This window comes from Klebsiella quasivariicola, from assembly GCF_002269255.1.
Taxonomy (GTDB): domain Bacteria; phylum Pseudomonadota; class Gammaproteobacteria; order Enterobacterales; family Enterobacteriaceae; genus Klebsiella; species Klebsiella quasivariicola.
Genome location: NZ_CP022823.1, coordinates 1,445,965 through 1,471,209, shown reverse-complemented (window position 1 = coordinate 1,471,209; position 25,245 = coordinate 1,445,965). Strand labels below are relative to the sequence as shown.

Sequence of the window (25,245 nt, the reverse complement as noted above, 5' to 3'; positions counted from 1 at the left end):
GGTTTGTCGTCAGTGAAGCGGCGTCGTTTTCACCGCCAGATAGTCAAGGATCCCCTGCGCCGCGTGGCGGCCTTCCGCCATCGCCGTCACCACCAGATCGGCGCCACGCACGGCATCGCCGCCGGCAAAGATTTTCTCCTGGTTGGTCTGGTAACGGTAACGGCTCTCCACTCCGGCCCTGATGCGTCTCTGGCTGTCCAGCGCCACACCCGCCGCCTCCAGCCAGGGCATCTGGTGCGGATGGAAACCAAAGGCCATGATCACCGCATCCGCCGGCATGACAAACTCACTGCCGGGGATCGGCGTCGGACGACGTCTTCCCCCGGCATCCGGGGCGCCCAGTTCGGTGCGCAGAAAACGCACCCCGTTCACCCGGCCAGTCTCATCCAGCTCCAGGGTCACAGGCTGGACGTTAAACTCAAAAACCGCCCCCTCTTCACGGGCGTTTTTAACCTCTTTCTTCGAGCCCGGCATGTTGGCTTCATCCCGCCGATAGGCACAGGTCACCTGGCGGGCACCGTGACGCAGCGCGGTGCGCACGCAGTCCATCGCCGTATCGCCGCCGCCCAGCACAACAACGTTCAGCCCGGCGGTGTTGATATAAGGCTCCTGCGCCGATGCCGCCAGCCCCATCACCTGTTTGGTGTTGGCAATGAGGAACGGCAGCGCATCGTAGACGCCGGGGGCCTCTTCATTCGGCAGCCCCGCCTTCATCGAGCGATAGGTTCCGGCGCCGACAAACACCGCGTCATAATCGGCCAGCAGCGTCGCCATGGGGATATCTTTCCCCACCTCGCAATTGAGCTCGAAGTGGATACCCATTTCGCTGAAAATCCCCCGCCGCCGGGCCAGCAGAGACTTATCCAGCTTGAAGGCCGGAATGCCGAAGGTCAGCAGACCGCCGATCTCCGGATGACGGTCAAAGACCACCGGCTGGACGCCGTGACGCACCAGCACATCGGCGCAGGCCAGCCCGGCCGGCCCGGCGCCGATAATCGCCACCCGCTTACCGCTCGGCTTAACCTGCGAGAGGTCCGGACGCCAGCCGCTGGCCAGCGCCTGGTCGGAAATATAGCGCTCAATGTTGCCGATGGTGACTGCGCCGCTTTCATCGCGCAGGGTGCAGGCACCTTCACACAGCCGGTCCTGGGGGCAGACGCGACCGGTGATCTCCGGCAGGCAGTTGGTCTGATGGGAAAGCGCGACCGCGGCGGCGATATCCCCCGCCTTAACCAGCTCGACCCACTGCGGAATATGGTTATGCAGCGGGCAGGTCCATTCGCAAATGCTGTGTTCCCCACATGTGAGGCAGCGGGCGGCCTGCTGCTGCGCCTGCGTCGGGGTGAACGGCTGATAGATTTCCTCAAAGTGGCTCTTACGCACCTCCGCCGCCAGCTTATCCGGCTCCCCGCGCGGCGGGGTTGCCGCCATTTGCCGGACCTTCTCGCCCGCAACCGGGGAGCCACATGGCGACGGATTACGCTGCCAGGGCTGGACTTCCTGACACGCCGAGCGCAGACGCCGCTGCTTCGCCAGCCCGGTCAAGGTCTCATCGTCGGCAAGGGTCAACGCCTGTGCGGGGCAGTTTTCCACACAGGCTGGCCCCGCTTCGCGATCCTGGCATAAATCGCATTTCTGTGCGCTGGCCTTTACCTGGCCCGCAGCCTGCGGCGTCACCACCACCTGCATCACGCCGAACGGACAGGCCACCACGCAGGATTTGCAGCCAATGCATTTTTCCTGGCACACCTGGACGCTGTCGCCGGACTGGGCAATGGCGTCGTTGGGACAACTGCGGACGCAGGGGGCGTCTTCACAGTGGCGACAGGTGATAGCGTTACGCTGGCCCTCCGCTTTGATGACGGTGATACGAGGCAAAAAGCGCTGCGGGGTCAGCACGTGTTGCTCCTCGTTATGCGCCATTACGCAGGCCACTTCGCAGGCCTGGCAGCCGATACATTTTCGGCTATCGCTTAGAATAAAGTGGTTCATGGCTTCCTTTTGTCTTATTGGTGAATAACCCCTTAATGCGCATGCCTACTTATTACCCGACAAGCGGCGGCCGGAACAATGTTCAATTGCCCAGGATAACGTTTTTCTGGAGAGAATCCGTTTTGGATCAATTTTTTTGACTTAACTGAAATGAGGTTTCATACCGGCGAGGGATAAGGCCTCCGGACGCGCTGGCGCAGCAGAATGGCGCCTGTAGGCAGGAAAGTTCGGTGTTTCTTTACGATACGGCAAAAGCAACATGATAAATTACACTATCTCCTTAATTTCTCCACGATTGCCGGCGGCGCTGGCGCTACAGTGGCACAGGCTGTGCAATAACAAAAAAATGTGCATATGAGGTCTTAATTCTGATGGCGAATTTCTTTATCGATCGCCCCATTTTCGCGTGGGTGCTGGCAATTCTGTTATGCCTGACGGGCACCCTTGCCATTTTGTCGCTTCCGGTTGAACAGTATCCCGACCTGGCGCCGCCGAATGTGCGGATCACCGCCAACTATCCGGGCGCCTCCGCGCAAACCCTGGAAAATACCGTCACCCAGGTTGTTGAGCAAAATATGACCGGTCTCGACAACCTGATGTATATGTCATCCCAGAGCAGCGCCACCGGCCAGGCGACAATCACCCTCAGCTTTACCGCCGGTACCGACCCGGACGAAGCCGTACAGCAGGTTCAGAACCAGCTGCAGTCGGCGATGCGTAAACTGCCGCAGGCGGTACAAAACCAGGGGGTGACGGTACGTAAGACCGGCGATACCAATATCCTGACCCTCGCCTTCGTCTCCACCGACGGCAGCATGGATAAACAAGATATCGCCGACTACGTTGCCAGTAACATCCAGGACCCACTCAGCCGCGTCAACGGCGTGGGGGATATCGACGCCTACGGCTCGCAATATTCAATGCGTATCTGGCTCGACCCGGCAAAGCTCAACAGTTACCAGCTGACCACCAAAGATGTTACCGACGCCATCAGTTCACAGAACGCCCAGATTGCCGTCGGCCAGCTTGGTGGGACGCCTTCGGTCGATAAGCAGGCGCTGAACGCCACCATCAACTCGCAATCTCTGCTGCAAACCCCGGATCAGTTCCGCAATATCACCCTGCGCGTCAATCAGGATGGTTCAGAGGTCACGCTGGGCGATGTCGCCACCGTCGAGATGGGGGCGGAAAAGTACGACTATCTTAGCCGCTATAACCGTCAGGCGGCCTCCGGGCTCGGGATCAAACTCGCGTCCGGCGCCAATGAAATGGCCACGGCGGAACGTGTGATCAATCGCCTCAATGAGCTGTCGCAGTTTTTCCCCCACGGTCTGGAATATAAAGTCGCCTACGAGACGACCTCCTTCGTGAAGGCCTCCATCACTGACGTGGTGAAAACCCTGCTGGAGGCGATCCTGCTGGTGTTCCTCGTGATGTATCTGTTCCTGCAGAACTTCCGCGCCACCCTGATCCCGACCATCGCCGTGCCGGTGGTGCTGATGGGAACCTTCGCGGTGCTATATGCCTGCGGCTACAGCATCAATACCCTGACGATGTTCGCGATGGTGCTGGCTATCGGCCTGCTGGTGGATGACGCCATCGTGGTGGTGGAGAACGTCGAGCGCATCATGAGCGAGGAAGGGCTGTCGCCGCGCGAGGCGACCCGCAAATCGATGGGGCAAATTCAGGGCGCCCTGGTGGGGATCGCCATGGTGCTGTCGGCGGTGTTTGTGCCGATGGCCTTCTTCGGCGGTACCACCGGGGCTATCTATCGCCAGTTCTCCATCACAATCGTCGCGGCGATGGTCCTCTCGGTGCTGGTGGCCATGATCCTCACTCCGGCCCTCTGCGCGACACTGCTCAAGCCGGTTAAGCCGGGGGAATCCCATGAAAGAAAAGGCTTCTTCGGCTGGTTCAACCGTACCTTTAACCGCAGCGCCAGCCGCTATGAAACCTTCGTCGGTAAAATCCTTCACCGCTCGCTGCGCTGGATGCTGATCTACGTCGTGCTGCTCGGCGGGATGGTGTTCCTGTTCCTGCATCTGCCGACCTCGTTTCTGCCGCTGGAAGATCGGGGAATGTTCACCACCTCGGTACAGCTGCCGAGCGGTGCCACTCAGCAACAGACGCTGAAAGTGGTACAGAAAGCGGAAGATTATTTCCTCAATAACGAGAAGCAGAACGTCGAGTCAGTGTTCGCCACCGTTGGCTCCGGCCCCGGCGGCAACGGACAAAACGTGGCCCGTATGTTTGTGCGCCTGAAAGACTGGGACCAGCGAGACCCGAAAACTGGCTCCTCCTTCGCCATTATTGAGCGCGCCACCAAAGCGTTTAATCAGATTAACGAAGCGCGGGTCATCGCCAGCAGCCCGCCGGCAATCAGCGGCCTCGGCAGTTCGGCAGGCTTCGATATGGAGCTCGAAGATCACGCCGGGAAGGGGCATGATGCGCTGATGGCGGCACGCGATACGCTGCTTGAGCTGGCCGGCAAAAACCCGCTGTTGACGCGCGTTCGTCACAACGGGCTCGACGACAGTCCGCAGCTGCAGGTCGATATCGATCAGCGTAAAGCGCAGGCGCTGGGCGTCTCCATTGACGACATCAACGATACGCTGCAAACCGCGTGGGGGTCGAGCTACGTCAACGACTTTATGGATCGCGGCCGGGTGAAGAAAGTCTACGTCCAGGCAGCGGCGAAATATCGGATGCTGCCTGACGATATTAATCTCTGGTACGTCCGCAACAGCAGCGGCACGATGGTGCCATTCTCGGCCTTCGCCACTTCGCGCTGGGAGACCGGCTCCCCGCGTCTGGAGCGCTACAATGGCTACTCGGCGGTGGAGATCGTCGGTGAGGCGGCGCCGGGCATCAGTACCGGCACCGCGATGGACATGATGGAGAAGCTGGCCGCCCAGTTGCCCACCGGTTTCGGCCTTGAATGGACCGCCATGTCCTACCAGGAACGCCTCTCCGGCGCGCAGGCGCCAGCGCTGTACGCGATTTCTCTGCTGGTGGTGTTCCTGTGCCTGGCGGCGCTGTACGAGAGCTGGTCGGTGCCGTTCTCGGTGATGCTGGTAGTTCCGCTCGGGGTCATCGGTGCCCTGCTGGCCACCTGGATGCGCGGCCTGGAGAATGATGTCTACTTCCAGGTAGGTCTGTTAACGGTGATCGGCCTGTCGGCGAAAAACGCCATTCTGATCGTTGAATTCGCTAACGAGCTCAACGAGAAAGGCCAGGATCTGCTCAGCGCCACGCTGTCGGCCTGCCGACAGCGTCTCCGCCCTATCCTGATGACCTCACTGGCGTTTATCTTCGGCGTGCTGCCGATGGCGACCAGCACCGGGGCCGGTTCCGGCAGCCAGCATGCGGTCGGCACCGGGGTGATGGGCGGGATGATCTCCGCCACCGTGCTGGCGATCTTTTTCGTGCCGCTGTTCTTTGTGCTGGTGCGCCGCCGCTTTCCGCTGAAGGAGCGTCCGCAATAAACCGTCGGGCCTCGGCATTGCGCCGTAATAACAGAAAAGGCGACCATTAAGGTCGCCTTCTTTATGTGTTCAGAACCATGACGCGCTTATTTACGTCGCGTTATTCCCCTGCTCACATTGCGGAAATTTATTTACGAAGCATGCCTTCAATAAAATCTTTCCAGTTCCCCAGTTCACGTTCAATCATAATAGCCTCTCTTATTATTATGGTCGATTCTATATAACTTCATTGCCGGTGGGAAGTTGTGCTCCCCTATTGCTCTGATTGCCTTGTGGACTCCTGACAGAGATAAAACCTCTGCTTGCTGCTACTATGCCGCTTCGTATGTAAACATAATGTGACTCAGAGCAACATCCAGAAACATTTTTACGCTAGTGTTAATAGCCTCACATCACACCCGAATCTGCGCAAAATTTAACCACGCCTTTTCCTGAAAAAGGGTCGTCAGGTAAAAAGTTATATTTATTCATCTGAATCACGTATTATTTCAGTAAGACTTATATATTCGGAAATATCTGAGTTAGCCGCTTAATTGAATGTAAAAGGTTTATCGATGCTTACCATGTATGGAATTAAAAACTGCGATACCATTAAAAAAGCCCGCCGCTGGCTGGAAGCGCACCAGATTGCGTATCGCTTTCATGACTACCGCGCTGATGGCCTCGACCGCGCGCAACTGGATACCTTTATTGCTGAGCTTGGCTGGCAGGCGCTGCTGAATACCCGCGGCACCACCTGGCGCAAGCTGGACGAGTCGCTGCGCAACAGCATCGATAATGCCGATGCCGCCGCCGCACTGATGCTGGAAATGCCGGCTATTATCAAACGCCCATTGCTCTGTGCGCCCGGTCGTCCTATGCTGCTGGGTTTTAGTGAAGCAAGTTATCAGCAGTTTAACGAGGTATAGTCTATGTCTTGCCCGGTCATTGAGCTGGCTCAGCAGCTTATTCGCCGCCCTTCCCTTAGCCCCGATGATGCGGGATGTCAGGCGTTAATGATTGAACGCCTGCGTGCGATCGGCTTTACCGTTGAACCGATGGATTTCGGCGATACACAGAATTTCTGGGCCTGGCGCGGCCACGGTGAGACGCTGGCCTTCGCCGGCCACACCGACGTGGTTCCGGCAGGCGACGCCGACCGCTGGATCAATCCGCCCTTCGAACCGACCATCCGCGACGGCATGCTGTTTGGCCGTGGCGCAGCGGATATGAAAGGCTCGCTGGCGGCGATGGTGGTTGCCGCAGAGCGTTTTGTCGCGCAGTACCCGAACCATCGGGGCCGACTGGCGTTTTTGATCACCTCTGATGAAGAGGCCAGCGCGAAAAACGGTACCGTCAAAGTGGTGGAGACACTGATGGCGCGCAATGAGCGCCTGGACTACTGCCTGGTCGGCGAGCCCTCCAGTACCGAAGTGGTTGGCGATGTAGTCAAAAACGGCCGCCGCGGCTCCCTGACCTGCAATCTGACGATTCACGGCGTGCAGGGCCATGTCGCCTATCCGCACCTTGCCGATAACCCCGTCCACCGCGCGGCGCCGATGCTGGCGGAGCTGGTGAATATCGAATGGGATAAAGGCAATGAATTTTTCCCGCCGACCAGCATGCAGATTGCCAACGTGCAGTCCGGCACCGGCAGCAACAACGTGATCCCTGGCGATATGTTCGTTCAGTTCAACTTCCGCTTCAGTACGGAACTGACGGACGAGATGATCAAAGCCCGGGTGGTCGCCCTGCTGGAAAAATACCAGCTGCGTTACAGCGTGGAGTGGTGGCTCTCCGGCCAGCCGTTCCTCACCGGGCGCGGCAAACTGGTGGATGCGGTCGTCAATGCGATTGAGCACTATAATGAGATCAAACCGCAGCTGTTGACCAACGGCGGCACCTCAGACGGACGGTTTATCGCGCGCATGGGGGCGCAAGTGGTTGAGCTGGGTCCCGTGAACGCAACGATTCACAAAATTAATGAATGTGTGAACGCCGCCGACCTGCAGCTGCTGGCGCGGATGTATCAACGCGTCATGGAACAGCTGGTCGCCTGACGAATTGACGTAAAGAGGAAGCGCGCATGGAATGGCTTATTAAACACTGGTGGATTCTGGTGCTGGTTTTTTTGGTGGGGGTCATAATCAACGTGATCAAAGATCTGAACCGCGTTGACCACAAAAAATTCCTCAATGACAAACCCGATCTGCCACCACACCGTGATTTTAACGATAAATGGGACGATGACGACGACTGGCCGAAGCACGACCAGTCGAAGAAACCGTAAATCCGCCCGTAACGCAGTGCAGACCGCCTGTAACCCCGCTCGTCGGGGTTACAGCATTTCGATGATATCATCCCCTTTTGGCGTACTGCCGCTCAGCGCCTCATCAAAATAGTGCTTCGGCACGGTATAGCGCAGCCGTTCGATCGCGAACTGCATGCTGCGATCGTCAATGGCATGCCCCAGATCGTCGACAATATCCAGCGTCACATCACCGCCAGCCTGCTGCAGCGCCTCCTGGGCCGACACCGCCCACGCCAGATCGATAACCCGATCTTCACCCCCGTGGATCAGGTGAATGGTAGTGGCCGTCGTTGCCGTCACCGGCAGCGTCGCATAGCGGCCATTGAAGGCGATCACTCGTGAAGCCAGATCCGGCGCCGCTTTGATACTCTCCAGCGACATAATCGCCCCCTGAGAGAAACCGATCAGCGCGGTGGCCAGCGGGCTGACGCCGCTTTTCTCCTGCCAGTAGCGCACAATTTCAATGAACGTCGGCATAATGGCATCGATGCGCTGCTGACGATTCTCTTCCGTCACCCCCTGCACCGAAAACCACTGACGACCGTTGGGGCCACAAGGTTCCACCCCGCCGATACTGACGATCAGCGCTTCGGGAAACTGCGGCGCGAACCAGCTGCCGATTTGCCCCATAGAGACCGGGTTATCCCCCACACCATGAAACAGCAGCAACAGCTGTTGCGCAGGCGTCGCAGGGCTTTGAACAATAAAATGATCGTGTTTCATGGCTGTCTCCTTAGTGAATGCGGGCAGTTTACGCCGCTCGCCAGATATGACCATGCCATTTAACTGAATGAGTTAGTTAAAAAAATTGCAGGTGCTTCACCTGCTGACGCAGCGCCTCTGCGCGCGCGGCATCAAGAAAATGCATAGCGTCAGCGGCCTCCTGGCGCCATCTCGCCAGCAGAGCTTTACGCCCTGTCAGCCGCAGAGTGGCGCAGAGCACGGCCTCCTCTTCCCCCTGCAGTCGTCCCCGCAGGGCCGGCAAAGGCATGTCGACCTGCATCAGTAGGCGGTTGAGACACCCCAGCGCCGCGGCCAGCGGGCGCTGGGCGAAGGCAAAGCTCGCCGCTTCCAGCCAGTCCTCATCACTAAGCATAGCGTCTGCGGCGGCGGACAGCGGCGCAGATCCCTCCCGCCACTGGCGTAACCAGTATTCATCGCGCAGCAGCCGCTGCGCCTCCTGCTGCGCCAGCCGGCGCCCTGCCGCTGTCAACGGAAAGAGGGCCATCGCGGTGTAGCACCCGCTGCTGGCCTCGCGATGGGTACCCAGCCGCACGAGGATAAACCCGCAGCGTTGCCAGAAGCGCCACAGCTCGGCGGTGTAACCGAAGCTGACGGACAGATAGTCATAGCCTGCGGCATCGGCGGCGATACTGGCGATCATCTTCTGTCCCAGGCCTTCGCGCTGACGGGCGGGATGGACGGCGATCCGACTGATCCGCAGCCCGCGCAGCGTCGCCGCCAGCGGACTGCCGCCATGCGCCGCCAGCGACTGAGCAACCAGGTTACCGCGCGGTCGGCGAAATCCTGCCCACACCGCCTGGCTGAGTTCGGGCGACAACCCGCCTTCTGCCACCAGCCACAGCGCCCCCACCACCGCATCGCCAGCGCGAGCGCAGCGGAATACCTGGCCCGGGGCATCCATCATTCGCCGCAGGTCGAGAGGCGACGTGCGGTAATGCGCTCCGGACAATAGTTGGTACATTGCTTCCGGCAGCGCCGGCTGCGTTTGCCAGCAGGACTGATTGACCGCCTCCAGCATCACCGCCCCTGTCGGCGCGTCGCGAAATGCTTCATCGCTGAAGATCAGCAGCTGACTGATGGCCGACTCCAGCGGGCAACCCGTGGCCCAGCGGATCGGCGCGCGCAGGCTGAACATTTGCAGATGGGGCAAGCTGGCGCAAAATTTCAGCAGGAATCCGCGCCCTGTCCCCTCATAACCTTGCACGGTGGTGGTGAGCAACGTGCGCGGGAAACGGCTTACCAGCTGCCGGAGAAGCGGAGCCGGGATCGCCGCGGCCTCATCAACAATCAACCATGCCGCCTTTTCTTTCGACGACAACAGCGCATCGGGCGCCATAAAGCGTAACGCCTCGCCGGCAAAGCTCGCCAGCACCTCGACGGCGCTACGCGTTGGGGCGGTGACGATGGCCTCGCCCTCAAGCTGGCGCAGCAGCATACCTGCGAGGGCGGATTTTCCTCGGCCACGCTCTGCCGTCACCGCCGCAATACCGGGCGGCAGGCGTACCAGTTGTTCAAGGATCGCCGCCTGTTCTGCCTGTGGGTGGCCATCGGCGGGATGCCAGTCAGGGCGTGTGGCGGCCAGCGGGAAGCGCGGCCGCTCCGACTGCTGCCAGAGCAGCACCTCCTGATCGGCGATAAACTGGCGGCAACAGCGGTGCACAAAATGGGGGGTGGCGACAGGCTCGGGAGTATCGCTCCAGCGCAGGGAGTCCTCATCGGTGCGGGTCGGCCAGCTGGCGAAGGACGGGGTCAGCAGCACCAGCCAGCTTCCCGCCCGCAGCGTACCGCTCAGGGCCGCCAGGGCGGCCACATCAAACCCGCGCCGGGCATCGAAAAAGGCGTGCATCACTTCCCGCCCCAGCAGCGTCTTCAGGGCGCCAGGCGCCACGCAGGGCGCTGAAACCGGGTCGGGACCTACCCACAGGCCATCGCCGCCGAGCCGCTCCCGCAGCGCCTGCGCCTGCTGCAGCGTCCAGTCTTCATCGCCGCTAAGCACCAGCAGGCGACGGATCCCCTCCCGCGCCATCTGCGCGGAGAGGTTAAGCAGCGCGTCCATCATGAGCGGCGATTACAGCGCGCTGCCGAAGGTATTGCACTGCGCCGGGTCGCCGCTATCGAAACCGCGTTTGAACCAGGTATAACGTTGTTTCGAGGTGCCGTGGGTAAAGCTGTCCGGCACCACCCGTCCCTGGCTCTGCTGCTGCAGACGGTCGTCACCGATGGCTTCGGCGGCGTTCAGCGCCTCCTGTAAATCGCCGGTTTCCAGAATATCCTGCTGCTGCATATTATGACCCCAGACGCCGGCGAAGCAGTCTGCCTGCAGCTCCATCTTAACCGACAGGCGGTTGGCTTCGGCCTGAGTGGCATGCTGCTGTTGCTGGCGAACTTTCGGCTCAATGCCCAGCAATTTTTGCACGTGATGGCCCACCTCATGGGCAATAACGTACCCCTGGGCAAAGTCGCCACCGGCGCCCAGTTTATTTTTCATCTCATCGTAGAAGGACAGGTCGATATAGACCGTGCTGTCGGCAGGACAGTAGAACGGCCCCATCACCGACTGGCCGGTGCCGCAGCCGGTACGGGTCGCGCCGCGGTAGAGCACCAGCTTCGGCTGGGGGTACTGGCGGCCCATCTTTTCAAAGATCGGTCCCCAGGTATCTTCGGTGGTAGCCAGAATGACGGAAGTAAACTTCGCCGCTTCATCGTCTTTCGGACTGATGGAGCGCTGGGTGGAGGTCTGCTGCTGCGGCATCGGCTCCCCGGTCAGCATGCCGGTCAAATCCACGCCGTAGTAGCCCGCCACCAGCACAATAATCAGCAGTACAATACCGCCCTTCCCGCTCGGCAGACGGAAGCCACCGCCCCCGCCGCCGCCAAACGGAGAGCCTGATTGACCACGTCGATCTTCAACATTGTCGCTTTCGCGACGCCCTTGCCAGCGCATAAGCACCTCATTCCCTGTTATGTATCAATAGCAGAGATCGTAGGCGGTTCAGCGCAGGATTACCACAGTAAACAGCAAGAGACGCCAGAAGATGAGGCCATCTTCTGGCGGCGGGCGGGTTAGTCGAGCTTAACGCCCAGGCGGTGAGCCACTTCTTCGTAGGCTTCGATCAGGCCGCCAAGGCTCTGGCGGAAGCGGTCTTTGTCCATTTTATCGAGGGTGTTTTTGTCCCACAGGCGGCTGCCATCCGGCGAAAACTCGTCGCCCAGCACCACTTCGCCTTTGAACAGACCAAACTCCAGCTTAAAGTCCACCAGGATGAGACCGGCGTCATCGAACAGTTTTTTCAGCACGTCGTTCGCTTTGTAGGTCAGCTCGCGCATCCGCGCCAGATTGTCTTTGCTGACCCAGCCGAAGGTTTCGCAGTAGGAGTCGTTGACCATCGGATCGTGCATGGCATCGTTTTTCAGGAACAGGTCGAACAGCGGCGGATTCAGCTCGATCCCTTCTTCAATACCTAAACGTTTTACCAGCGAGCCTGCCGCACGGTTACGCACCACGCACTCTACCGGCACCATATCCAGTTTTTTCACCAGACATTCGGTATCGGAGAGCAGCGCTTCCATCTGGGTAGGGATGCCCGCTTCTGCCAGTTTGCTCATAATGAAGTGGTTGAACTTGTTATTCACCATACCTTTACGATCAAACTGCTCGATGCGCGCGCCATCACCTGCTGACGTATCGTTACGGAATTCCAGTACCAGCAGGTCCGGGTTCTCGGTGCTGTAAACGGTCTTCGCTTTACCACGATACAACTCAGCTAGCTTCTTCATCTTTCACCACTCCAGTGATATTAAGCCAAAAAAATACGTCGCGGCCTATACACAAAAGCATTCAAAGTGCATCGAGGCGGCAACTAAGCGAATCCCCGGGAGCTTACAAAAGTAAGGGACTGGGGGAACGAAAGCAGCCAACAAAGAGGCGATTTGAAGGATAATCTGTATACGCACACGTTTGCGTCACTATACATTAAAAAGGGCCGGATTGCTCCAGCCCTTTCGATTACTTATTAAATGCGGCCTGGAATACGGCTACCAGGGCGTCATTTTGCGACTGCGTCAGCGTGTGTCCTTTCGGGTCGATGAACTGCAGGCTACTGCGGTTATCGAGGTCGCCGACCTGAAGCTTATAGTCACCGGAGGCCAGCTGCGGGTCGCGAGCGCCCAGCTCCTGCCAGCTGCTATCAGACAGCGGCTTATAGGTCAGCGCCATGCTGCCCTGCGAGCGCGTGCTGTCGGTCACTTTCATCCCCACTTTCTCGAGGGCGCCCGGCAGACGTTGCCACACCATGTTAAACGGCGCGCGAACGACGAGCATCGGCAGACCGGTATCATCGGCAGCGCTCTGCACGTCAAAGGTAGCACCCGCGCTGCGCTGAGCCGCGTTCTGAGCGCTGGTGGCGCTCGCATCAAGGCCTTCCGAAATGACGTTCAGCATGGCGGTGCTATAACGCTGCAGTGACGCCGGATCGGCAACCGGTTTACCCGCCTGCTCCAGATTCACCAGCTTAACCACCACCGCTTGCTGATACCCTTGCGGTTTGACGGAGATTTGATAACGACCGCGATACTGCTGATCTTCATCAAGGCGGTTCCACTCAACCCAGTCGGTGTTCAGCGTCTGGCTCGCATCATCGCGTTTCGCGATAACGTAGTTCTTCGACTGAAGGATACTGGTGACCTGCGCCCACAGCGAACCGCTACGACCGTTCTCAACCATCAGCGTCGCGGTATCGCCATTAAACTGGGTTCGGGCACCGCTAACCAACGCCAGCGGCTGTGCCGGCGGACGAATGTCCAGCGCCTTGCCCACCGCGCCGGTGCTGTTGGCCACCGGAATGTTGTAATCGCCCACCTGAATCGGCAGGATCATCCCCGCCGGCGCGTGAAGTTCGCTCAACGGTGACGCCTGTAAATAGGCCTCATCACCGCTCACCTGACGCTTATAGCGCGAGTCGGAACTACAGGCCGCGAGGAGTAGAACCAGCGAAACACCCGCAACCTTCGCCAGGCGCGACTTCTGTACTGAGTAAGCCATCAAATCTCCCTAAACTTTACAGCAAACCGGCATGCTTCAGCGCGGCGGTGACGGCTTCACGACCATGGTCGGTGATAGGCGTCATCGGCAAGCGCAGCGTATCGGTCGCCACAAGACCCAACGCCTTACATCCCCATTTCACCGGGATAGGATTGGGTTCGACAAATAATTTTGTATGCAGTGGCATCAGACGCTGGTTAATCGCACGCGCTTCGGCAAATTGACCCGCCAGCGCCAGACGGCACATGTCGGCCATTTCGCGCGCCGCCACGTTGGCGGTGACGGAAATCACGCCCACGCCGCCGAGCTGCATGAAGTCCATACCGGTCGCATCGTCACCGCTCAGCAGAATAAAGTCGTCTGAAACCAGCTCTTTGATCTGGTGAACGCGACTTAAGTTCCCTGTTGCTTCCTTAATACCAACAATATTTTTAATTTGCGCCAGACGACCAACGGTTTCCGGCAGCATATCGCACCCGGTACGGGACGGCACATTATACAGAATTTGCGGCAGGTCAGTATGTTCGGAGATAGCTTTAAAGTGCTGGAACAGGCCTTCCTGGGTCGGGCGGTTATAATAAGGAGTGACCGTCAGGCAGCCGACAACCCCACTGTCATTAAAACGCCTGGTCAGGCTAATCGCCTCTGCGGTTGCATTGGCTCCCGTTCCGGCAATCACCGGGATACGTCCGTCAGCCAGTTCCAGCGTCATCATCACCACGTCGCCATGCTCTTCATGGCTCAGCGTTGCGGATTCACCGGTAGTCCCTACCGAAACGATCGCCGAGGTTCCGTTGGCGACATGGTAATCAATCAGTTTTTTCAGGCTTGTCCGGCAGACATTACCGTTTTCATCCATCGGCGTGACAAGCGCTACAATACTTCCCGTGAACATGGGCCATCCTCAGAGCAGAAGTGCGACAAGATTCTCAATGTTACGTTTGGAGCTGTAATAAAAGCAAGAGACCCGACGCCATCAGGGATGTTGTATGGCGGTTTTTTTTATGCTTTCCTAATGTTACCTCACCTTTTTAAAGGAAGAACAGGTTTGACAGCCTCATTACAACACTATCTGGTTATTACCGCCCTGGGGGCTGACCGTCCCGGCATCGTGAATACGATCACTCGCCACGTCAGCAGCTGCGGTTGTAATATCGAAGACAGCCGGCTGGCCATGCTCGGTGATGAGTTTACGTTTATCATGCTGCTTTCCGGGTCGTGGAATGCAATTAACCTGATCGAATCAACCCTGCCGCTGAAAGGCGCGGAACTGGAGTTGTTGATCGTGATGAAGCGCACCACCGCCCGCCCGCCGCAGGCCATGCCAAACACCGTCTGGGTCCAGGTTGAGGTGCCGGACTCACCGCATATCATCGAGCGTTTTACTGCCCTGTGCGATACATGGAATATGAATATCGCGGAACTGGTGTCCCGCACGCAGCCGGGAGATGGTGATTCCGCGCAGCTTTTTATCCAGATAACTGCCCACAGTCCTGCGACGCAAAATGCCGCAAATATCGAACAAGCGTTCAAAGCCCTATGTACAGAACTGAATGCACAAGGCAGTATTAACATCGTTAATTATTCACAGCATGATGAACAGGATGGAGTTTAACCCATGACCCCACTGAAAGCCGGTGATATCGCACCGAAATTTAGCTTACCGGACCAGGACGGCGAGGAAGTAAATTTAACCGACTTCCAGGGACAGCGTGTCCTGGTTTATTTTTACCCAAAAGCCATGACCCCGGGCTGCACCGTCCAGGCGTGCGGCTTGCGCGATAATATGGACGAGTTGAAAAAAGCCGGAGTCGAAGTGTTGGGCATCAGCACCGATAAACCGGAAAAGCTCTCCCGTTTTGCGGAAAAAGAACTGCTGAACTTCACGCTGCTGTCTGATGAAGATCATCAGGTTTGCGAGCAGTTTGGCGTCTGGGGCGAAAAAACTTTTATGGGGAAAACCTACGACGGTATTCACCGGATTAGTTTCCTCGTTGATGCCGATGGCAAAATCGAACACGTTTTTGATGACTTCAAAACCAGCAATCACCACGACGTAGTGCTGAACTGGCTGAAAGAAAACGCCTGATGCAAAGCAAAACGCCGGGAGAGGAAGTCCTCGCCCGGCGTCTTTTTTGTTCCTGAATACCTCAGTCGTCGTCGACCACCAGACCGTCCGGCCAGGCATGCACCACCGCTTTAATCAGCGTGGCCAGCGGAATAGCAAAGAAGACGCCCCAGAATCCCCACAGCCCGCCAAAGATCACCACTGACAGGATAATCACCAGCGGGTGTAAATTGACCGCTTCCGAGAACAGTACCGGGACCAGCAGGTTACCATCCAGCCCCTGGATAATCAGATAGACCGCGAACAGGCTCCAGAACTCGGTGCCAGCGCCAAACTGGAACAGCGCCACCCCCACCACCGGAATGGTCACCACAAACGCGCCGATATAGGGGATCAAAACCGAGAAGCCCACCAGCACCGCCAGCAGCAGCGAGTAGTTGAGGCCAAAGAGGATAAAGCCTATCCAGGTGGCGACGCTGACGACAATCATCTCCAGCACCTTGCCGCGAATGTAGTTGGTGATCTGCTGATTCATCTCCTTCCACACCTGCCCGGCGAGCCCGCGATTACGCGGCAGCACGCGACGCACCGCGTTGAGCATCTGCTCTTTATCCTTCAGCAGGAAAAAGACCATCAGCGGCACCAGCACCAGATAGACCGCCAGGGTGAGCAGCCCCACCAGCGAGGCCAGAGAGTACTTCACTACCGAGTCGCCCACCGTCAGCATCCGGGTGCGCATATTTTCCGCCATCGCATCGATAATGCCGGCATCCATTAACGCCGGATAGCGCCGCGGCAGCGTGGCGGCGAAATCAGAAAGCTTGTTGAGCATGCCCGGCATATCGCGGATGAGATAGATCCCCTGCTGCCAGGCCACCGGCAGCACCACAAAGGCCAGCAGCAGCAAAATGCCGACAAAAAGGATGAGCACCAGCGAAGTCGCCCAGGTGCGCGACAGGCCGATGCGCTCCAGACGTACGGTCGGCCACTCCAGCAGATAGGCCAGCACGATAGAGACCAGTAACGGAGCCAGCAGGCCGCTAAAAAAGAACATGATGCCGAAACCGGCAAGCAGAATAACCAGCAGCGCTATCGCCTCAGGGTCGCTGAAGCGACGGCGGTACCACTGCATTAACATCTCAAGCATAAAACCTTCCCTGAAGGGCAACGCGGCGACAATCCGGGGAATTGTATCGAAATGTCACAAAAAAGACTTCGCTTTTTGATGCGCCGCAGACAAACCTTTCTCCGCCATTAAGAACATATTTTCAATGCGCCCAACGCCAGCTAAACTCGCTGGGATGCGGCCAGGGAACATTACGCCGCACAATCGGTCAAACTGGCACACCCACATTACAGGACAGAGGTTATGTTCAGGCAGTTGAAGAAAACGCTGGTGGCGACCGTGATCGCGTCGCTGACGCTGGGTTCGATAGGCCCTGCTTTTGCTGACTCCGCAGATACCCTGCCGGACATGGGGACCTCCGCAGGAAGCACGTTGTCAATTGGTCAGGAAATGCAGATGGGAGACTACTACGTCCGCCAGCTGCGCGGCAGCGCGCCGCTGATCAACGACCCTCTGCTGGTGCAATATATCAACGGACTGGGTATGCGTCTGGTGGCACACGCCAACTCGGTACGCACCCCGTTCCATTTCTATTTGATTAATAACGACCAGATCAACGCCTTCGCCTTCTTCGGCGGCAACGTGGTCCTCCACTCTGCCCTGTTCCGCTACTCTGATAATGAGAGCGAACTGGCCTCTGTCATGGCGCACGAAATCTCCCACGTGACCCAGCGGCATCTCGCCCGCGCAATGGAAGATCAGAAACGCAATGCGCCGCTGACCTGGGTCGGCGCGCTGGGTTCAATTCTGCTGGCGATGGCCAGCCCGCAGGCCGGGATGGCGGCGCTGACCGGCACGCTGGCCGGTACTCAGCAGGGCATGATCAGCTTCACCCGACAAAATGAAGAAGAAGCCGACCGGATTGGTATTCAGGTTCTGCAGCGTTCCGGATTTGACCCGCAGGCCATGCCGATGTTTATGGGCAAACTGCTTGATGAGTCGCGCTATTCGACGCGGCCGCCGGAAATGCTGCTCACTCACCCCCTGCCGGAAAGCCGGCTTGCCGATGCCCGTAACCGCGCCAACCAGATGCGCCCGGTGGTAGTGCAATCCTCCGCAGACTTCTATCTGGCGAAAGCGCGCACCCTCGGGATGTACACCAACGGTGACAATAAACTGGGCACCGATCTGCTGAGCGCCTGGGATAAAGGCAATATCCGTCAGCAGCATGCTGCGCAGTATGGCCGCGCCCTGCTGGCGATGGAAAGCAATAACTTTGACCAGGCACGCAAAGCGCTGCAGCCGCTGCTCAGCGCCGACCCGCAAAACGCCTGGTATCTCGACCTGGCCACCGATATCGACCTCGGGCAGAAGAAAACCAGCGACGCCATCAATCGCCTTAAAAATGCTCGCGAGCTACGCACGAATCCGGTGCTGCAGCTGAACCTGGCCAACGCCTTACTGCAGGGCGGACAGCCCGGGGAAGCGGCGACCATCCTGAATCGGTATACCTTTACCTATAAAGAGGATGGCAACGGCTGGGATCTGCTTGCCCAGGCGGAAGGCGCGCTGGGCAATCGTGACCAGGAGCTGGCGGCGCGGGCAGAAAGCATGGCGCTGGTCGGCCAGCTGGAGCAGGCGATTTCCCTGCTCAGCAGCGCCAGCTCGCAGGTGAAACTCGGTAGCCTGCAGCAGGCGCGTTACGATGCCCGTATCGATCAGCTACGCGATCTGCAGGCTCGCTTCCGTCCCTATCAAAAAATGTAAGGAGACCCCATGACCGACGTGGTAAAAATTTACCATAACCCACGCTGCTCCAAGAGCCGCGAAACGCTAAGCCTGCTGCAGAGTCACGGCATCGATCCCGAGGTGGTGCTCTATCTTGACACCCCGCCGAATGCCGATACGCTACGTCAGCTGCTGCAGCTGCTGGGTATGGAGAGCCCTCGCGAGCTCATGCGTCAGAAGGAGGATCTGTACAAATCGCTCAATCTTGCCGACCAGGCGCTTAGCGACGCAGCGCTGATTCAGGCCATGGTCGATAATCCGAAGCTCATCGAACGCCCGATCGTCGTCAGCCGCGGCCAGGCGCGTATTGGCCGGCCGCCGGAGCAGGTCCTCGAGATCGTGAGCTAACCCACCCGCGCCGCACTTTCGCGGCGCTTTTTTTACGTGGCTGATTCCAGATCTTCCACGCCAATCCCGCGCGCCCGCCGGGCGGTGTTAGTGTTCATCCATCACGCAATCCACTGGACGGATGAACATGAAAAAACCGACCCCCACGCCCCATGACGCCGTATTTAAGACCTACCTCTCCCATCCCGAAACCGCCCGTGATTTCCTGCAACTGTATCTGCCCAAGACGCTGCTTGAGGTGTGCGATCTGCGTACGCTGCATCTCGAGTCAGGACATTTTGTCGAAGACGATCTGCGTCCTTTTTATGCCGACATTTTGTATTCCCTGAAAACCACGGCGGGAGATGGCTATATTTATGCGCTGATCGAACACCAGAGCACGCCCGACCGGCATATGGCCTTTCGTCTAATGCGCTACGCCATTGCCGCCATGCAGCGCCATCTCGATGCCGGCCACGATCGCCTGCCGCTGGTGATCCCTGTCCTCTTCTACCATGGCCTGGTAAGCCCTTATCCATTCTCTCTTCGCTGGCTCGATGAATTCGCCGCCCCGGAACTGGCCAGCCGCCTTTATCACGAAGCGTTTCCGCTGGCGGACATTACCGTTATTCCGGATGACGATATTGCCACCCACCAGCGCATGGCGACGCTGGAGTTACTGCAAAAACATATTCGACAACGCGATCTGGCGCAGCTCCTCGACAAGCTCAGCGAATTATTATTGACTGGACTGGCGACGCAATCGCAGGTACAAGCCCTGATGCACTATCTGGTACAGGCAGGCAATACGCGCGAGCCAATCAAGTTCATTCGCGAACTGGCGTTACGTACGCCGCAGCACAAGGAGACGTTGATGACGATTGCGGAATATCTGGAACAACAAGGGCTGGAGCGGGGGCTGGCGCAAGGCCGTCAGGAAGGCCGAAAAGAAGAGGCGCAACGTATCGCCGCCGCCATGCTACACAGCGGCCTTCCGCGCGACCTGGTCGCCCGGTTAACCGGGCTGACGGAGCTGGAGCTGCCCCCGCTGACGGACTAAAGCTTAAGGATCTCTTTCACGAAGGGGATGGTCAGCTTACGCTGAGCGGTAATTGACGCATGATCCAGCTGGTCGAGGGTCATAAACAGCGAGCGCATCTCGCGATCCAGTCGCTTTAGCAAGAAGCGGCACACGTCTTCCGGCATTTCGAAGCCGCGAAGTCTGGCGCGCAGCTGCAGCGCCTGCAGTTTGTCTTCATCGGACAGCGGCTGCAGCTTGTAGATTTGCCCCCAGTCCAGCCGTGAGGCGAGATCCGGCAGACCAAGATTCAGTTGCCGCGGCGGCCGATCGCCGGTGATCAGCAGCCGGGTTTTGCCTGATTCCAGGATCCGGTTGTAGAGATTAAAGATAGCCATCTCCCAGGGCTCATCGCCGGCGACGCACTCGATGTTATCGATGCAGACCAGCGCCAGCTGTTCCATCCCCTCCAGCACCTCCGGCACAAACCACGTCCGTTTATCCAGCGGCACATAGCCCACCGCATCCCCGCGCTGGGAAAGCTCCGCGCAGGCGGCGTGTAACAGGTGGCTGCGACCTGCCCCTTCACGTGACCAGATATAAATGTACCCGCTGTGTTCCTGGCGTAGTACGTTCTGGAGGGCAGCAAGTAGGGAAGGATTATCACCCGGCCAGAAACTCGCGAAGGTTTCGTCGTCAGGAAGATACAGTGGCAAAGAGAGCTGTGCCGGTGCGTTCAGATGGACCTCAACATAGGCTTACAGAAAAACGCGAAGAGTTTACCACAGATTTAGGTCCGGAGAGAACCGGGCGGGATCGCCGCCCGGTCAGGAGATCGTTATTTAACCTCTTCGCTATCCGCCGCGTCGAGGACCACCTCTTCCGGACGCAGGACACTGATAAGCTTGAAAATCAGGCTGAGTGCGATGCCCACGATGGTCGCCAGCGCCATCCCTTTCAGCTCGGCGGCGCCAATGTGCACTTTAGCGCCGCTAACGCCGATGATCAGGATCACGGAGGTGAGGATCAGATTCTGCGCTTTACTGTAATCCACCTTCGATTCAATCAGTACGCGGATCCCCGAGGCGCCAATCACCCCGTACAGCAGCAGGGACACGCCGCCCATCACCGGCACCGGGATGATCTGGATAGCCGCCGCCAGTTTGCCGACGCAGGAGAGCAGAATCGCAATGATCGCCGCGCCGCCGATTACCCAGGTGCTGTAGACCCGGGTAATCGCCATCACACCGATATTTTCCCCGTAGGTGGTGTTGGGCGTCGAACCGAAGAAGCCGGAAACGATCGTCGACAGGCCGTTGGCAAACATCGAACGATGCAGGCCCGGGTCGCGGATCAGATCGCGCTTAACGATATTGGCGGTCACCACCAGATGCCCCACGTGCTCGGCAATCACCACCAGCGCGGCAGGCAGAATGGTGAAGATAGCAAACCACTCAAAGCGCGGGGTGTAGAAAGTCGGCAGCGCGAACCAGTGCGCCTCGGCGATCGGGGTGGTATCGACCACGCCCATCACAAACGACAGCGCATAGCCCACCAGCACGCCGATCAGGATCGGGATAATTGCCAGGAAGCCGCGGAACAGCACGGAGCCGAACACCGTCACCGCCAGCGTCACCATCGAGATAATAATGGTTTTACTGTCCGGTGACTGGCCGTCGGCTGGCAGCAGCCCAGCCATATTAGCCGCCACGCCCGCCAGTTCGAGGCCGATAACCGCCACGATGGCGCCCATCGCCGCCGGCGGGAACATCACATCCAGCCAGCCGGTACCCGCTTTTTTGACAATAAAGGAGACGATGCAGAACAGGACGCCGCACATAATAAAGCCGCCCAGCGCCACTTCGTAGCCCAGCGGCAACAGCAGCAGCACCGGGGAGATAAAGGCGAAACTCGATCCGAGATAGGCGGGAATTTTTCCTTTACAGATAAAGAGGTACAACAGCGTACCGATGCCGTTGAACAGCAGGACGGTGGCCGGGTTAATGTGGAACAGGATTGGCACCAGCACCGTTGCGCCAAACATGGCGAACAGGTGCTGCAAACTAAGCGGGATAGTCTGTAAAAGCGGCGGTCTTTCACTAACCCCGATAGCACGGCGCGTCATAATGTTTTCCTCTGAGATGGTTAGTTATGTGTGTTTTATTCAAAAAAAAGCCGACTCTCAAAGTCGGCTTATTTATCGTTATTCGATTATTTCGTTCCAAAAATCTTGTCGCCGGCATCGCCGAGGCCGGGAATGATGTATCCATGTTCATTCAGCCCCTTATCGACAGAGGCGGTGTACAGTTCAACGTCCGGGTGCGCTTTCTCCAGCGCGGCAATCCCTTCCGGTGCCGCCACCAGTACCAGCACCTTGATGCTGGAGCAGCCGGCGTTTTTCAGCAGATCGATTGTGGCGATCATCGACCCACCGGTGGCCAGCATCGGGTCAACCACCAGCGCCATACGCTCATCAATGTTGGACACCAGCTTCTGGAAGTAAGGCACCGGCTCGAGGGTTTCTTCGTTGCGATAGATACCGACCACGCTAATACGCGCGCTCGGCACGTGCTCCAGCACCCCTTCCATCATGCCGAGGCCGGCGCGCAGGATAGGCACAACGGTAATTTTCTTGCCCTTGATCTGCTCGACTTCCACCGGACCGTTCCAGCCTTCAATAGTGACTTTCTCAGTCTCCAGATCGGCGGTGGCTTCATAAGTCAGTAAGCTGCCCACTTCTGAGGCGAGTTCACGGAAGCGTTTGGTGCTGATGTCGTGCTCGCGCATCAGGCCCAGCTTGTGTTTGACGAGTGGGTGTTTGACTTCCACAATCTTCATTCTCTTTCTCCTCTGAGGGGCAGCCACAAAAAAAATCGCGGGATTATACCGCTTTTTTCGGATTAGGCCATACCCATCTTGCTTGACGTATATCAAGCAAAGTGATTTAGAGACAAAAAAACCGGAGGCGAGGCTCCGGCTTAGCTGCGGGTGCAGTCCATACGCTTACGCGGGCCTACGTGTATTGTAGGTCGGTTAAGCGTTAGCGCCACCCGACTACGACAGGTTCTCCCCGTTGCTGGCAATCACCTGCTGATACCAGGCAAACGACTTTTTCCGGCTACGGGCCAGCGTGCCGTTCCCTTCATTATCTTTATCGACATAAATGAAGCCGTAGCGTTTTTTCATTTCCCCCGTCCCGGCGGAAACCAGATCGATGCAGCCCCACGGAGTGTAACCCATCAGGTCGACACCATCCTCGACCACCGCCTTTTTCATCTCCGCGATATGGGCGGAGAGATAATCGATACGATACTGGTCATTGACGCTGCCGTCCGCTTCACGGACATCGATCGCGCCAAAACCATTTTCGACAATAAACAGCGGCAACTGGTAGTGATCCCAGAACCAGTTCAGCGAATAGCGCAGGCCAACCGGATCAATCTGCCATCCCCAGTCCGACTTTTTCACATACGGGTTGGAGACCAGGCTGGTGGTTTCATCATAGTCGAGCAAGGGGTTATCTTCGGTGGCTTTGGTGGCGAACGACATATAGTAGCTAAAACCAATGTAGTCGACACAGCCCTCGGTTAGCGCCTGGCGATCGGCCTCGGTGATATCGAGGGTAAAGCCGCGGCGGGCAAAATAGTTGAGCAGATGCTGCGGGTAGCGGCCACGCACGTGGACGTCGGTGAACCAGTAACGACGGTGCATGGCGTTCATCGCCATCATCATATCGTCCGGCGCGCAGGTCAGCGGGTAGATCGGACACATAGCGATCATGCAGCCAATCTGCAGCGCCGGATTGATCTCACGCGCCGCTTTTACCGCCAGGGCGCTGGCTACCAGCTCATAATGGGCAGCCTGGTACATCACCGGCTCCCGGTCTTCACCCGGTAAATACTTCAGGCCGGAGTTGGTGAAGGGGGCAAAGTCCTCATGGAAGTTGGCCTGGTTGTTGATCTCGTTAAAGGTCATCCAGTACTTCACTTTATGCTGATAGCGGGTGAAGACGACCCTGGCGAAACGCACGAAAAAGTCGATCAGCTTGCGGTTGCGCCAGCCGCCGTACTCGGTGACCAGGTGATAAGGCATTTCAAAATGCGACAACGTAATGACTGGCTCAATACCGTGTTTCAGACACTCATCGAACAGATCATCGTAAAACTGCAGGCCAGCCTCGTTCGGCTCCAGCTCATCGCCCTGCGGGAAAATACGCGTCCAGGCAATCGAGGTGCGGAAACATTTGAAGCCCATCTCGGCAAACAGCGCCAGGTCCTCCGGGTAACGATGATAAAAATCGATCGCCTCATGGTTCGGGTAGTTTTTCCCCGCCACCACCCCGTCAGTGATTTCCCGCGGCACGCCGTGAGCGCCAGCGGTCATCACGTCCGCGACGCTGATCCCCTTGCCACCTTCCTGCCAGCCGCCCTCTAACTGATGCGCCGCAACCGCGCCGCCCCACAGAAAACCTTCTTTAAATCCGGACATAGTCTCTCCCTAATGTCGATCGTCGCCAGGCGAACGATAGTGCTGATTGAAATGGTAAACCGCGCCAATCAGGCCGGCATCGTTGCCGTGACTGACGGTATCGAGATAGTCGGCAATGCCGAACCAGGCCAGATGCTCCTTTAGCAGCGCCAGAAACCCTGGACGTTCCACAATGCCGCCGCCGATAAATATGGTCTGCGGATCGAAGATATTGACGAGGTTATAGAGGCCCTGACCGAGGCCATTGAAGAACTCGGCGACCAGTCGCTGGCAGGCCGGGTCGCCGGCGTCATAACGGTCGAAAATCATTTCGCCAGTCACACTGTCCAGCGGCGCGCCAATATGTTCCGCATAGCGATGGCGCAGCACCCGCAGGGTGCAGTTCTCATTCATCGAATAGCGACGAGGATCGCGTCCGCCGGGACGGTCGGTGAGCATATAGCCGAATTCGCCGGCACGAAAACGCGCCCCGTGGATCAGCTGGTGTTGGCAATAAATCGCCCCACCAATGCCGGTGCCAATGGTGAGTACCAGAAAATTGGCCATCTCTGCCGCTTTGCCCTGCCAGCGCTCGGCCAGCAGCACACAGTTAGCGTCATTTTCCACCGCGACCGGCAGCCCTGTTCGGGCCTCGAGCCACGCTTTCATGGCGAAGTTATCAAATCGACGAATAGCGCCGCCCATGGTGATAAAGCCGCTATGCGGGTCGACATAGCCTGGCGCGCTAACGGCGATACCGCCGCAAGAGGGATGAGCCGCCAGCCACGACAGCATCGTCTGTAAGATGTGCTCACCATCGCTGTCATTGATTGACTGCTTCGCGGTTTCCAGCAGCCTGCCGTCCTGAGCCATCACGCCCATCTTTAACGCGGTGCCACCAATATCAAATGCCGCAATCTCCATTCATCCCTCCCCTGGCGTGCATAAATAACCGATCT

At 58.1% G+C, this 25,245-nt stretch carries 24 protein-coding genes; 9 read left to right on the top strand and 15 right to left on the bottom strand.

What is annotated here, in order from left to right; all coding sequences use genetic code 11:
* Positions 1–9 precede the first annotated feature (9 nt).
* The gene (aegA, locus tag B8P98_RS07435; protein ID WP_095032854.1) at positions 10–1,992 is read right to left on the bottom strand and encodes a formate-dependent uric acid utilization protein AegA; all 1,983 of its coding nucleotides are present in this window, start codon (positions 1,990–1,992) and stop codon (positions 10–12) included.
* A 371-nt stretch (positions 1,993–2,363) separates the two neighbouring features.
* On the opposite strand from aegA, the gene acrD reads away from it, so the two are divergent.
* Positions 2,364–5,477, top strand: coding sequence for a multidrug efflux RND transporter permease AcrD (acrD, locus tag B8P98_RS07425; RefSeq protein ID WP_025711477.1), 3,114 nt, complete (start codon positions 2,364–2,366; stop codon positions 5,475–5,477).
* Positions 5,478–5,604: 127 nt separating this feature from the next.
* Here acrD and ypfM read toward each other — a convergent pair whose 3' ends face one another.
* A complete protein-coding gene (gene ypfM / locus B8P98_RS30395; protein ID WP_015572204.1) occupies positions 5,605–5,664 on the bottom strand; it encodes a protein YpfM in 60 nt (19 codons plus the stop codon).
* A 367-nt stretch (positions 5,665–6,031) separates the two neighbouring features.
* On the opposite strand from ypfM, the gene B8P98_RS07420 reads away from it, so the two are divergent.
* Genes B8P98_RS07420 through B8P98_RS07410 form a run of 3 tightly spaced genes read left to right on the top strand, consistent with a single transcriptional unit; the run spans position 6,032 to position 7,746 of the window.
* The gene (locus tag B8P98_RS07420) at positions 6,032–6,385 is read left to right on the top strand and encodes an ArsC family reductase (protein ID WP_025711478.1); all 354 of its coding nucleotides are present in this window, start codon (positions 6,032–6,034) and stop codon (positions 6,383–6,385) included.
* Between the two features lie 3 nt (positions 6,386–6,388).
* The gene (dapE, locus tag B8P98_RS07415) at positions 6,389–7,516 is read left to right on the top strand and encodes a succinyl-diaminopimelate desuccinylase (protein WP_025711479.1); all 1,128 of its coding nucleotides are present in this window, start codon (positions 6,389–6,391) and stop codon (positions 7,514–7,516) included.
* A 26-nt stretch (positions 7,517–7,542) separates the two neighbouring features.
* The gene (locus B8P98_RS07410) at positions 7,543–7,746 is read left to right on the top strand and encodes a YpfN family protein (RefSeq protein WP_025711480.1); all 204 of its coding nucleotides are present in this window, start codon (positions 7,543–7,545) and stop codon (positions 7,744–7,746) included.
* A 48-nt stretch (positions 7,747–7,794) separates the two neighbouring features.
* Here the strand turns inward: B8P98_RS07410 and ypfH are convergent, their stop codons facing one another.
* The 6 genes from ypfH to dapA form a co-directional block, all read right to left on the bottom strand.
* A complete protein-coding gene (gene ypfH / locus B8P98_RS07405; RefSeq protein ID WP_025711481.1) occupies positions 7,795–8,490 on the bottom strand; it encodes an esterase in 696 nt (231 codons plus the stop codon).
* A 76-nt stretch (positions 8,491–8,566) separates the two neighbouring features.
* Positions 8,567–10,570 (bottom strand): tRNA(Met) cytidine acetyltransferase TmcA, encoded by a 2,004-nt coding sequence (locus tag B8P98_RS07400; RefSeq protein ID WP_095032853.1) that lies wholly within the window; start codon positions 10,568–10,570, stop codon positions 8,567–8,569.
* Positions 10,571–10,579: 9 nt separating this feature from the next.
* On the bottom strand, positions 10,580–11,455 hold the full coding sequence (ypfJ, locus tag B8P98_RS07395; RefSeq protein ID WP_025711483.1) for a KPN_02809 family neutral zinc metallopeptidase: 876 nt from the start codon (positions 11,453–11,455) through the stop codon (positions 10,580–10,582).
* A 119-nt stretch (positions 11,456–11,574) separates the two neighbouring features.
* Positions 11,575–12,288, bottom strand: coding sequence for a phosphoribosylaminoimidazolesuccinocarboxamide synthase (purC, locus tag B8P98_RS07390; protein WP_087805094.1), 714 nt, complete (start codon positions 12,286–12,288; stop codon positions 11,575–11,577).
* A gap of 229 nt (positions 12,289–12,517) precedes the next feature.
* Positions 12,518–13,552 carry an outer membrane protein assembly factor BamC gene (bamC, locus tag B8P98_RS07385; protein ID WP_008803834.1) on the bottom strand — a complete coding sequence of 345 codons (1,035 nt, stop codon included), beginning with the start codon at positions 13,550–13,552 and terminating at the stop codon, positions 12,518–12,520.
* Positions 13,553–13,568: 16 nt separating this feature from the next.
* Positions 13,569–14,447 (bottom strand): 4-hydroxy-tetrahydrodipicolinate synthase, encoded by an 879-nt coding sequence (gene dapA, locus B8P98_RS07380; RefSeq protein ID WP_025711485.1) that lies wholly within the window; start codon positions 14,445–14,447, stop codon positions 13,569–13,571.
* A 153-nt stretch (positions 14,448–14,600) separates the two neighbouring features.
* Here dapA and B8P98_RS07375 point away from each other — a divergent pair, with 153 nt between their 5' ends.
* The gene (locus tag B8P98_RS07375) at positions 14,601–15,167 is read left to right on the top strand and encodes a glycine cleavage system transcriptional repressor (protein ID WP_002913804.1); all 567 of its coding nucleotides are present in this window, start codon (positions 14,601–14,603) and stop codon (positions 15,165–15,167) included.
* 3 nt (positions 15,168–15,170) lie between these two features.
* Positions 15,171–15,641, top strand: a complete 471-nt coding sequence (gene bcp / locus B8P98_RS07370; RefSeq protein WP_025711488.1) for a thioredoxin-dependent thiol peroxidase — start codon at positions 15,171–15,173, stop codon at positions 15,639–15,641.
* A gap of 61 nt (positions 15,642–15,702) precedes the next feature.
* Here bcp and B8P98_RS07365 read toward each other — a convergent pair whose 3' ends face one another.
* Complete coding sequence (locus B8P98_RS07365; RefSeq protein WP_025711489.1) at positions 15,703–16,767, bottom strand: AI-2E family transporter; 1,065 nt, start codon at positions 16,765–16,767, stop codon at positions 15,703–15,705.
* Between the two features lie 54 nt (positions 16,768–16,821).
* Complete coding sequence (locus B8P98_RS30745) at positions 16,822–16,938, bottom strand: hypothetical protein (protein WP_042929118.1); 117 nt, start codon at positions 16,936–16,938, stop codon at positions 16,822–16,824.
* 51 nt (positions 16,939–16,989) lie between these two features.
* On the opposite strand from B8P98_RS30745, the gene bepA reads away from it, so the two are divergent.
* From bepA to B8P98_RS07350, 3 genes are all read left to right on the top strand, one after another.
* On the top strand, positions 16,990–18,453 hold the full coding sequence (gene bepA, locus B8P98_RS07360; RefSeq protein WP_025711490.1) for a beta-barrel assembly-enhancing protease: 1,464 nt from the start codon (positions 16,990–16,992) through the stop codon (positions 18,451–18,453).
* A 9-nt stretch (positions 18,454–18,462) separates the two neighbouring features.
* A complete protein-coding gene (gene arsC, locus B8P98_RS07355) occupies positions 18,463–18,822 on the top strand; it encodes an arsenate reductase (glutaredoxin) (protein WP_087805096.1) in 360 nt (119 codons plus the stop codon).
* A gap of 127 nt (positions 18,823–18,949) precedes the next feature.
* Positions 18,950–19,861: an Rpn family recombination-promoting nuclease/putative transposase gene (locus B8P98_RS07350; protein ID WP_087805098.1), complete on the top strand. Its 912-nt coding sequence runs from the start codon at positions 18,950–18,952 to the stop codon at positions 19,859–19,861.
* Here B8P98_RS07350 and B8P98_RS07345 read toward each other — a convergent pair.
* The 5 genes from B8P98_RS07345 to bglK form a co-directional block, all read right to left on the bottom strand.
* On the bottom strand, positions 19,858–20,559 hold the full coding sequence (locus B8P98_RS07345) for a DnaA inactivator Hda (RefSeq protein WP_020947395.1): 702 nt from the start codon (positions 20,557–20,559) through the stop codon (positions 19,858–19,860). The two genes, B8P98_RS07350 and B8P98_RS07345, sit on opposite strands and share 4 nt — an antisense overlap.
* Before the next feature lie 98 nt (positions 20,560–20,657).
* Entirely contained in the window at positions 20,658–21,944 is a 1,287-nt protein-coding gene (gene uraA / locus B8P98_RS07340; RefSeq protein WP_080896860.1) for a uracil permease, read from the bottom strand.
* Between the two features lie 86 nt (positions 21,945–22,030).
* Positions 22,031–22,657, bottom strand: coding sequence for a uracil phosphoribosyltransferase (gene upp / locus B8P98_RS07335; RefSeq protein ID WP_025711494.1), 627 nt, complete (start codon positions 22,655–22,657; stop codon positions 22,031–22,033).
* A gap of 216 nt (positions 22,658–22,873) precedes the next feature.
* Positions 22,874–24,307 (bottom strand): 6-phospho-beta-glucosidase, encoded by a 1,434-nt coding sequence (locus B8P98_RS07330; protein WP_087805100.1) that lies wholly within the window; start codon positions 24,305–24,307, stop codon positions 22,874–22,876.
* A gap of 9 nt (positions 24,308–24,316) precedes the next feature.
* Entirely contained in the window at positions 24,317–25,210 is an 894-nt protein-coding gene (bglK, locus tag B8P98_RS07325; protein WP_025711496.1) for a beta-glucoside kinase BglK, read from the bottom strand.
* Between the last annotated feature and the right edge of the window lie 35 nt (positions 25,211–25,245).

What these genes read in the sequence shown, in the direction of transcription:
- aegA (WP_095032854.1), bottom strand. Translation starts at nt 1,992, where the DNA reads ATGAACCACTTTATTCTAAGCGATAGCCGAAAATGTATCGGCTGCCAG.
- acrD (WP_025711477.1), top strand. Translation starts at nt 2,364, where the DNA reads ATGGCGAATTTCTTTATCGATCGCCCCATTTTCGCGTGGGTGCTGGCA.
- B8P98_RS07420 (WP_025711478.1), top strand. Translation starts at nt 6,032, where the DNA reads ATGCTTACCATGTATGGAATTAAAAACTGCGATACCATTAAAAAAGCC.
- dapE (WP_025711479.1), top strand. Translation starts at nt 6,389, where the DNA reads ATGTCTTGCCCGGTCATTGAGCTGGCTCAGCAGCTTATTCGCCGCCCT.
- B8P98_RS07410 (WP_025711480.1), top strand. Translation starts at nt 7,543, where the DNA reads ATGGAATGGCTTATTAAACACTGGTGGATTCTGGTGCTGGTTTTTTTG.
- ypfH (WP_025711481.1), bottom strand. Translation starts at nt 8,490, where the DNA reads ATGAAACACGATCATTTTATTGTTCAAAGCCCTGCGACGCCTGCGCAA.
- B8P98_RS07400 (WP_095032853.1), bottom strand. Translation starts at nt 10,570, where the DNA reads ATGATGGACGCGCTGCTTAACCTCTCCGCGCAGATGGCGCGGGAGGGG.
- ypfJ (WP_025711483.1), bottom strand. Translation starts at nt 11,455, where the DNA reads ATGCGCTGGCAAGGGCGTCGCGAAAGCGACAATGTTGAAGATCGACGT.
- purC (WP_087805094.1), bottom strand. Translation starts at nt 12,288, where the DNA reads ATGAAGAAGCTAGCTGAGTTGTATCGTGGTAAAGCGAAGACCGTTTAC.
- bamC (WP_008803834.1), bottom strand. Translation starts at nt 13,552, where the DNA reads ATGGCTTACTCAGTACAGAAGTCGCGCCTGGCGAAGGTTGCGGGTGTT.
- dapA (WP_025711485.1), bottom strand. Translation starts at nt 14,447, where the DNA reads ATGTTCACGGGAAGTATTGTAGCGCTTGTCACGCCGATGGATGAAAAC.
- bcp (WP_025711488.1), top strand. Translation starts at nt 15,171, where the DNA reads ATGACCCCACTGAAAGCCGGTGATATCGCACCGAAATTTAGCTTACCG.
- B8P98_RS07365 (WP_025711489.1), bottom strand. Translation starts at nt 16,767, where the DNA reads ATGCTTGAGATGTTAATGCAGTGGTACCGCCGTCGCTTCAGCGACCCT.
- B8P98_RS30745 (WP_042929118.1), bottom strand. Translation starts at nt 16,938, where the DNA reads ATGTTCCCTGGCCGCATCCCAGCGAGTTTAGCTGGCGTTGGGCGCATT.
- bepA (WP_025711490.1), top strand. Translation starts at nt 16,990, where the DNA reads ATGTTCAGGCAGTTGAAGAAAACGCTGGTGGCGACCGTGATCGCGTCG.
- arsC (WP_087805096.1), top strand. Translation starts at nt 18,463, where the DNA reads ATGACCGACGTGGTAAAAATTTACCATAACCCACGCTGCTCCAAGAGC.
- B8P98_RS07350 (WP_087805098.1), top strand. Translation starts at nt 18,950, where the DNA reads ATGAAAAAACCGACCCCCACGCCCCATGACGCCGTATTTAAGACCTAC.
- uraA (WP_080896860.1), bottom strand. Translation starts at nt 21,944, where the DNA reads ATGACGCGCCGTGCTATCGGGGTTAGTGAAAGACCGCCGCTTTTACAG.
- upp (WP_025711494.1), bottom strand. Translation starts at nt 22,657, where the DNA reads ATGAAGATTGTGGAAGTCAAACACCCACTCGTCAAACACAAGCTGGGC.
- B8P98_RS07330 (WP_087805100.1), bottom strand. Translation starts at nt 24,307, where the DNA reads ATGTCCGGATTTAAAGAAGGTTTTCTGTGGGGCGGCGCGGTTGCGGCG.
- bglK (WP_025711496.1), bottom strand. Translation starts at nt 25,210, where the DNA reads ATGGAGATTGCGGCATTTGATATTGGTGGCACCGCGTTAAAGATGGGC.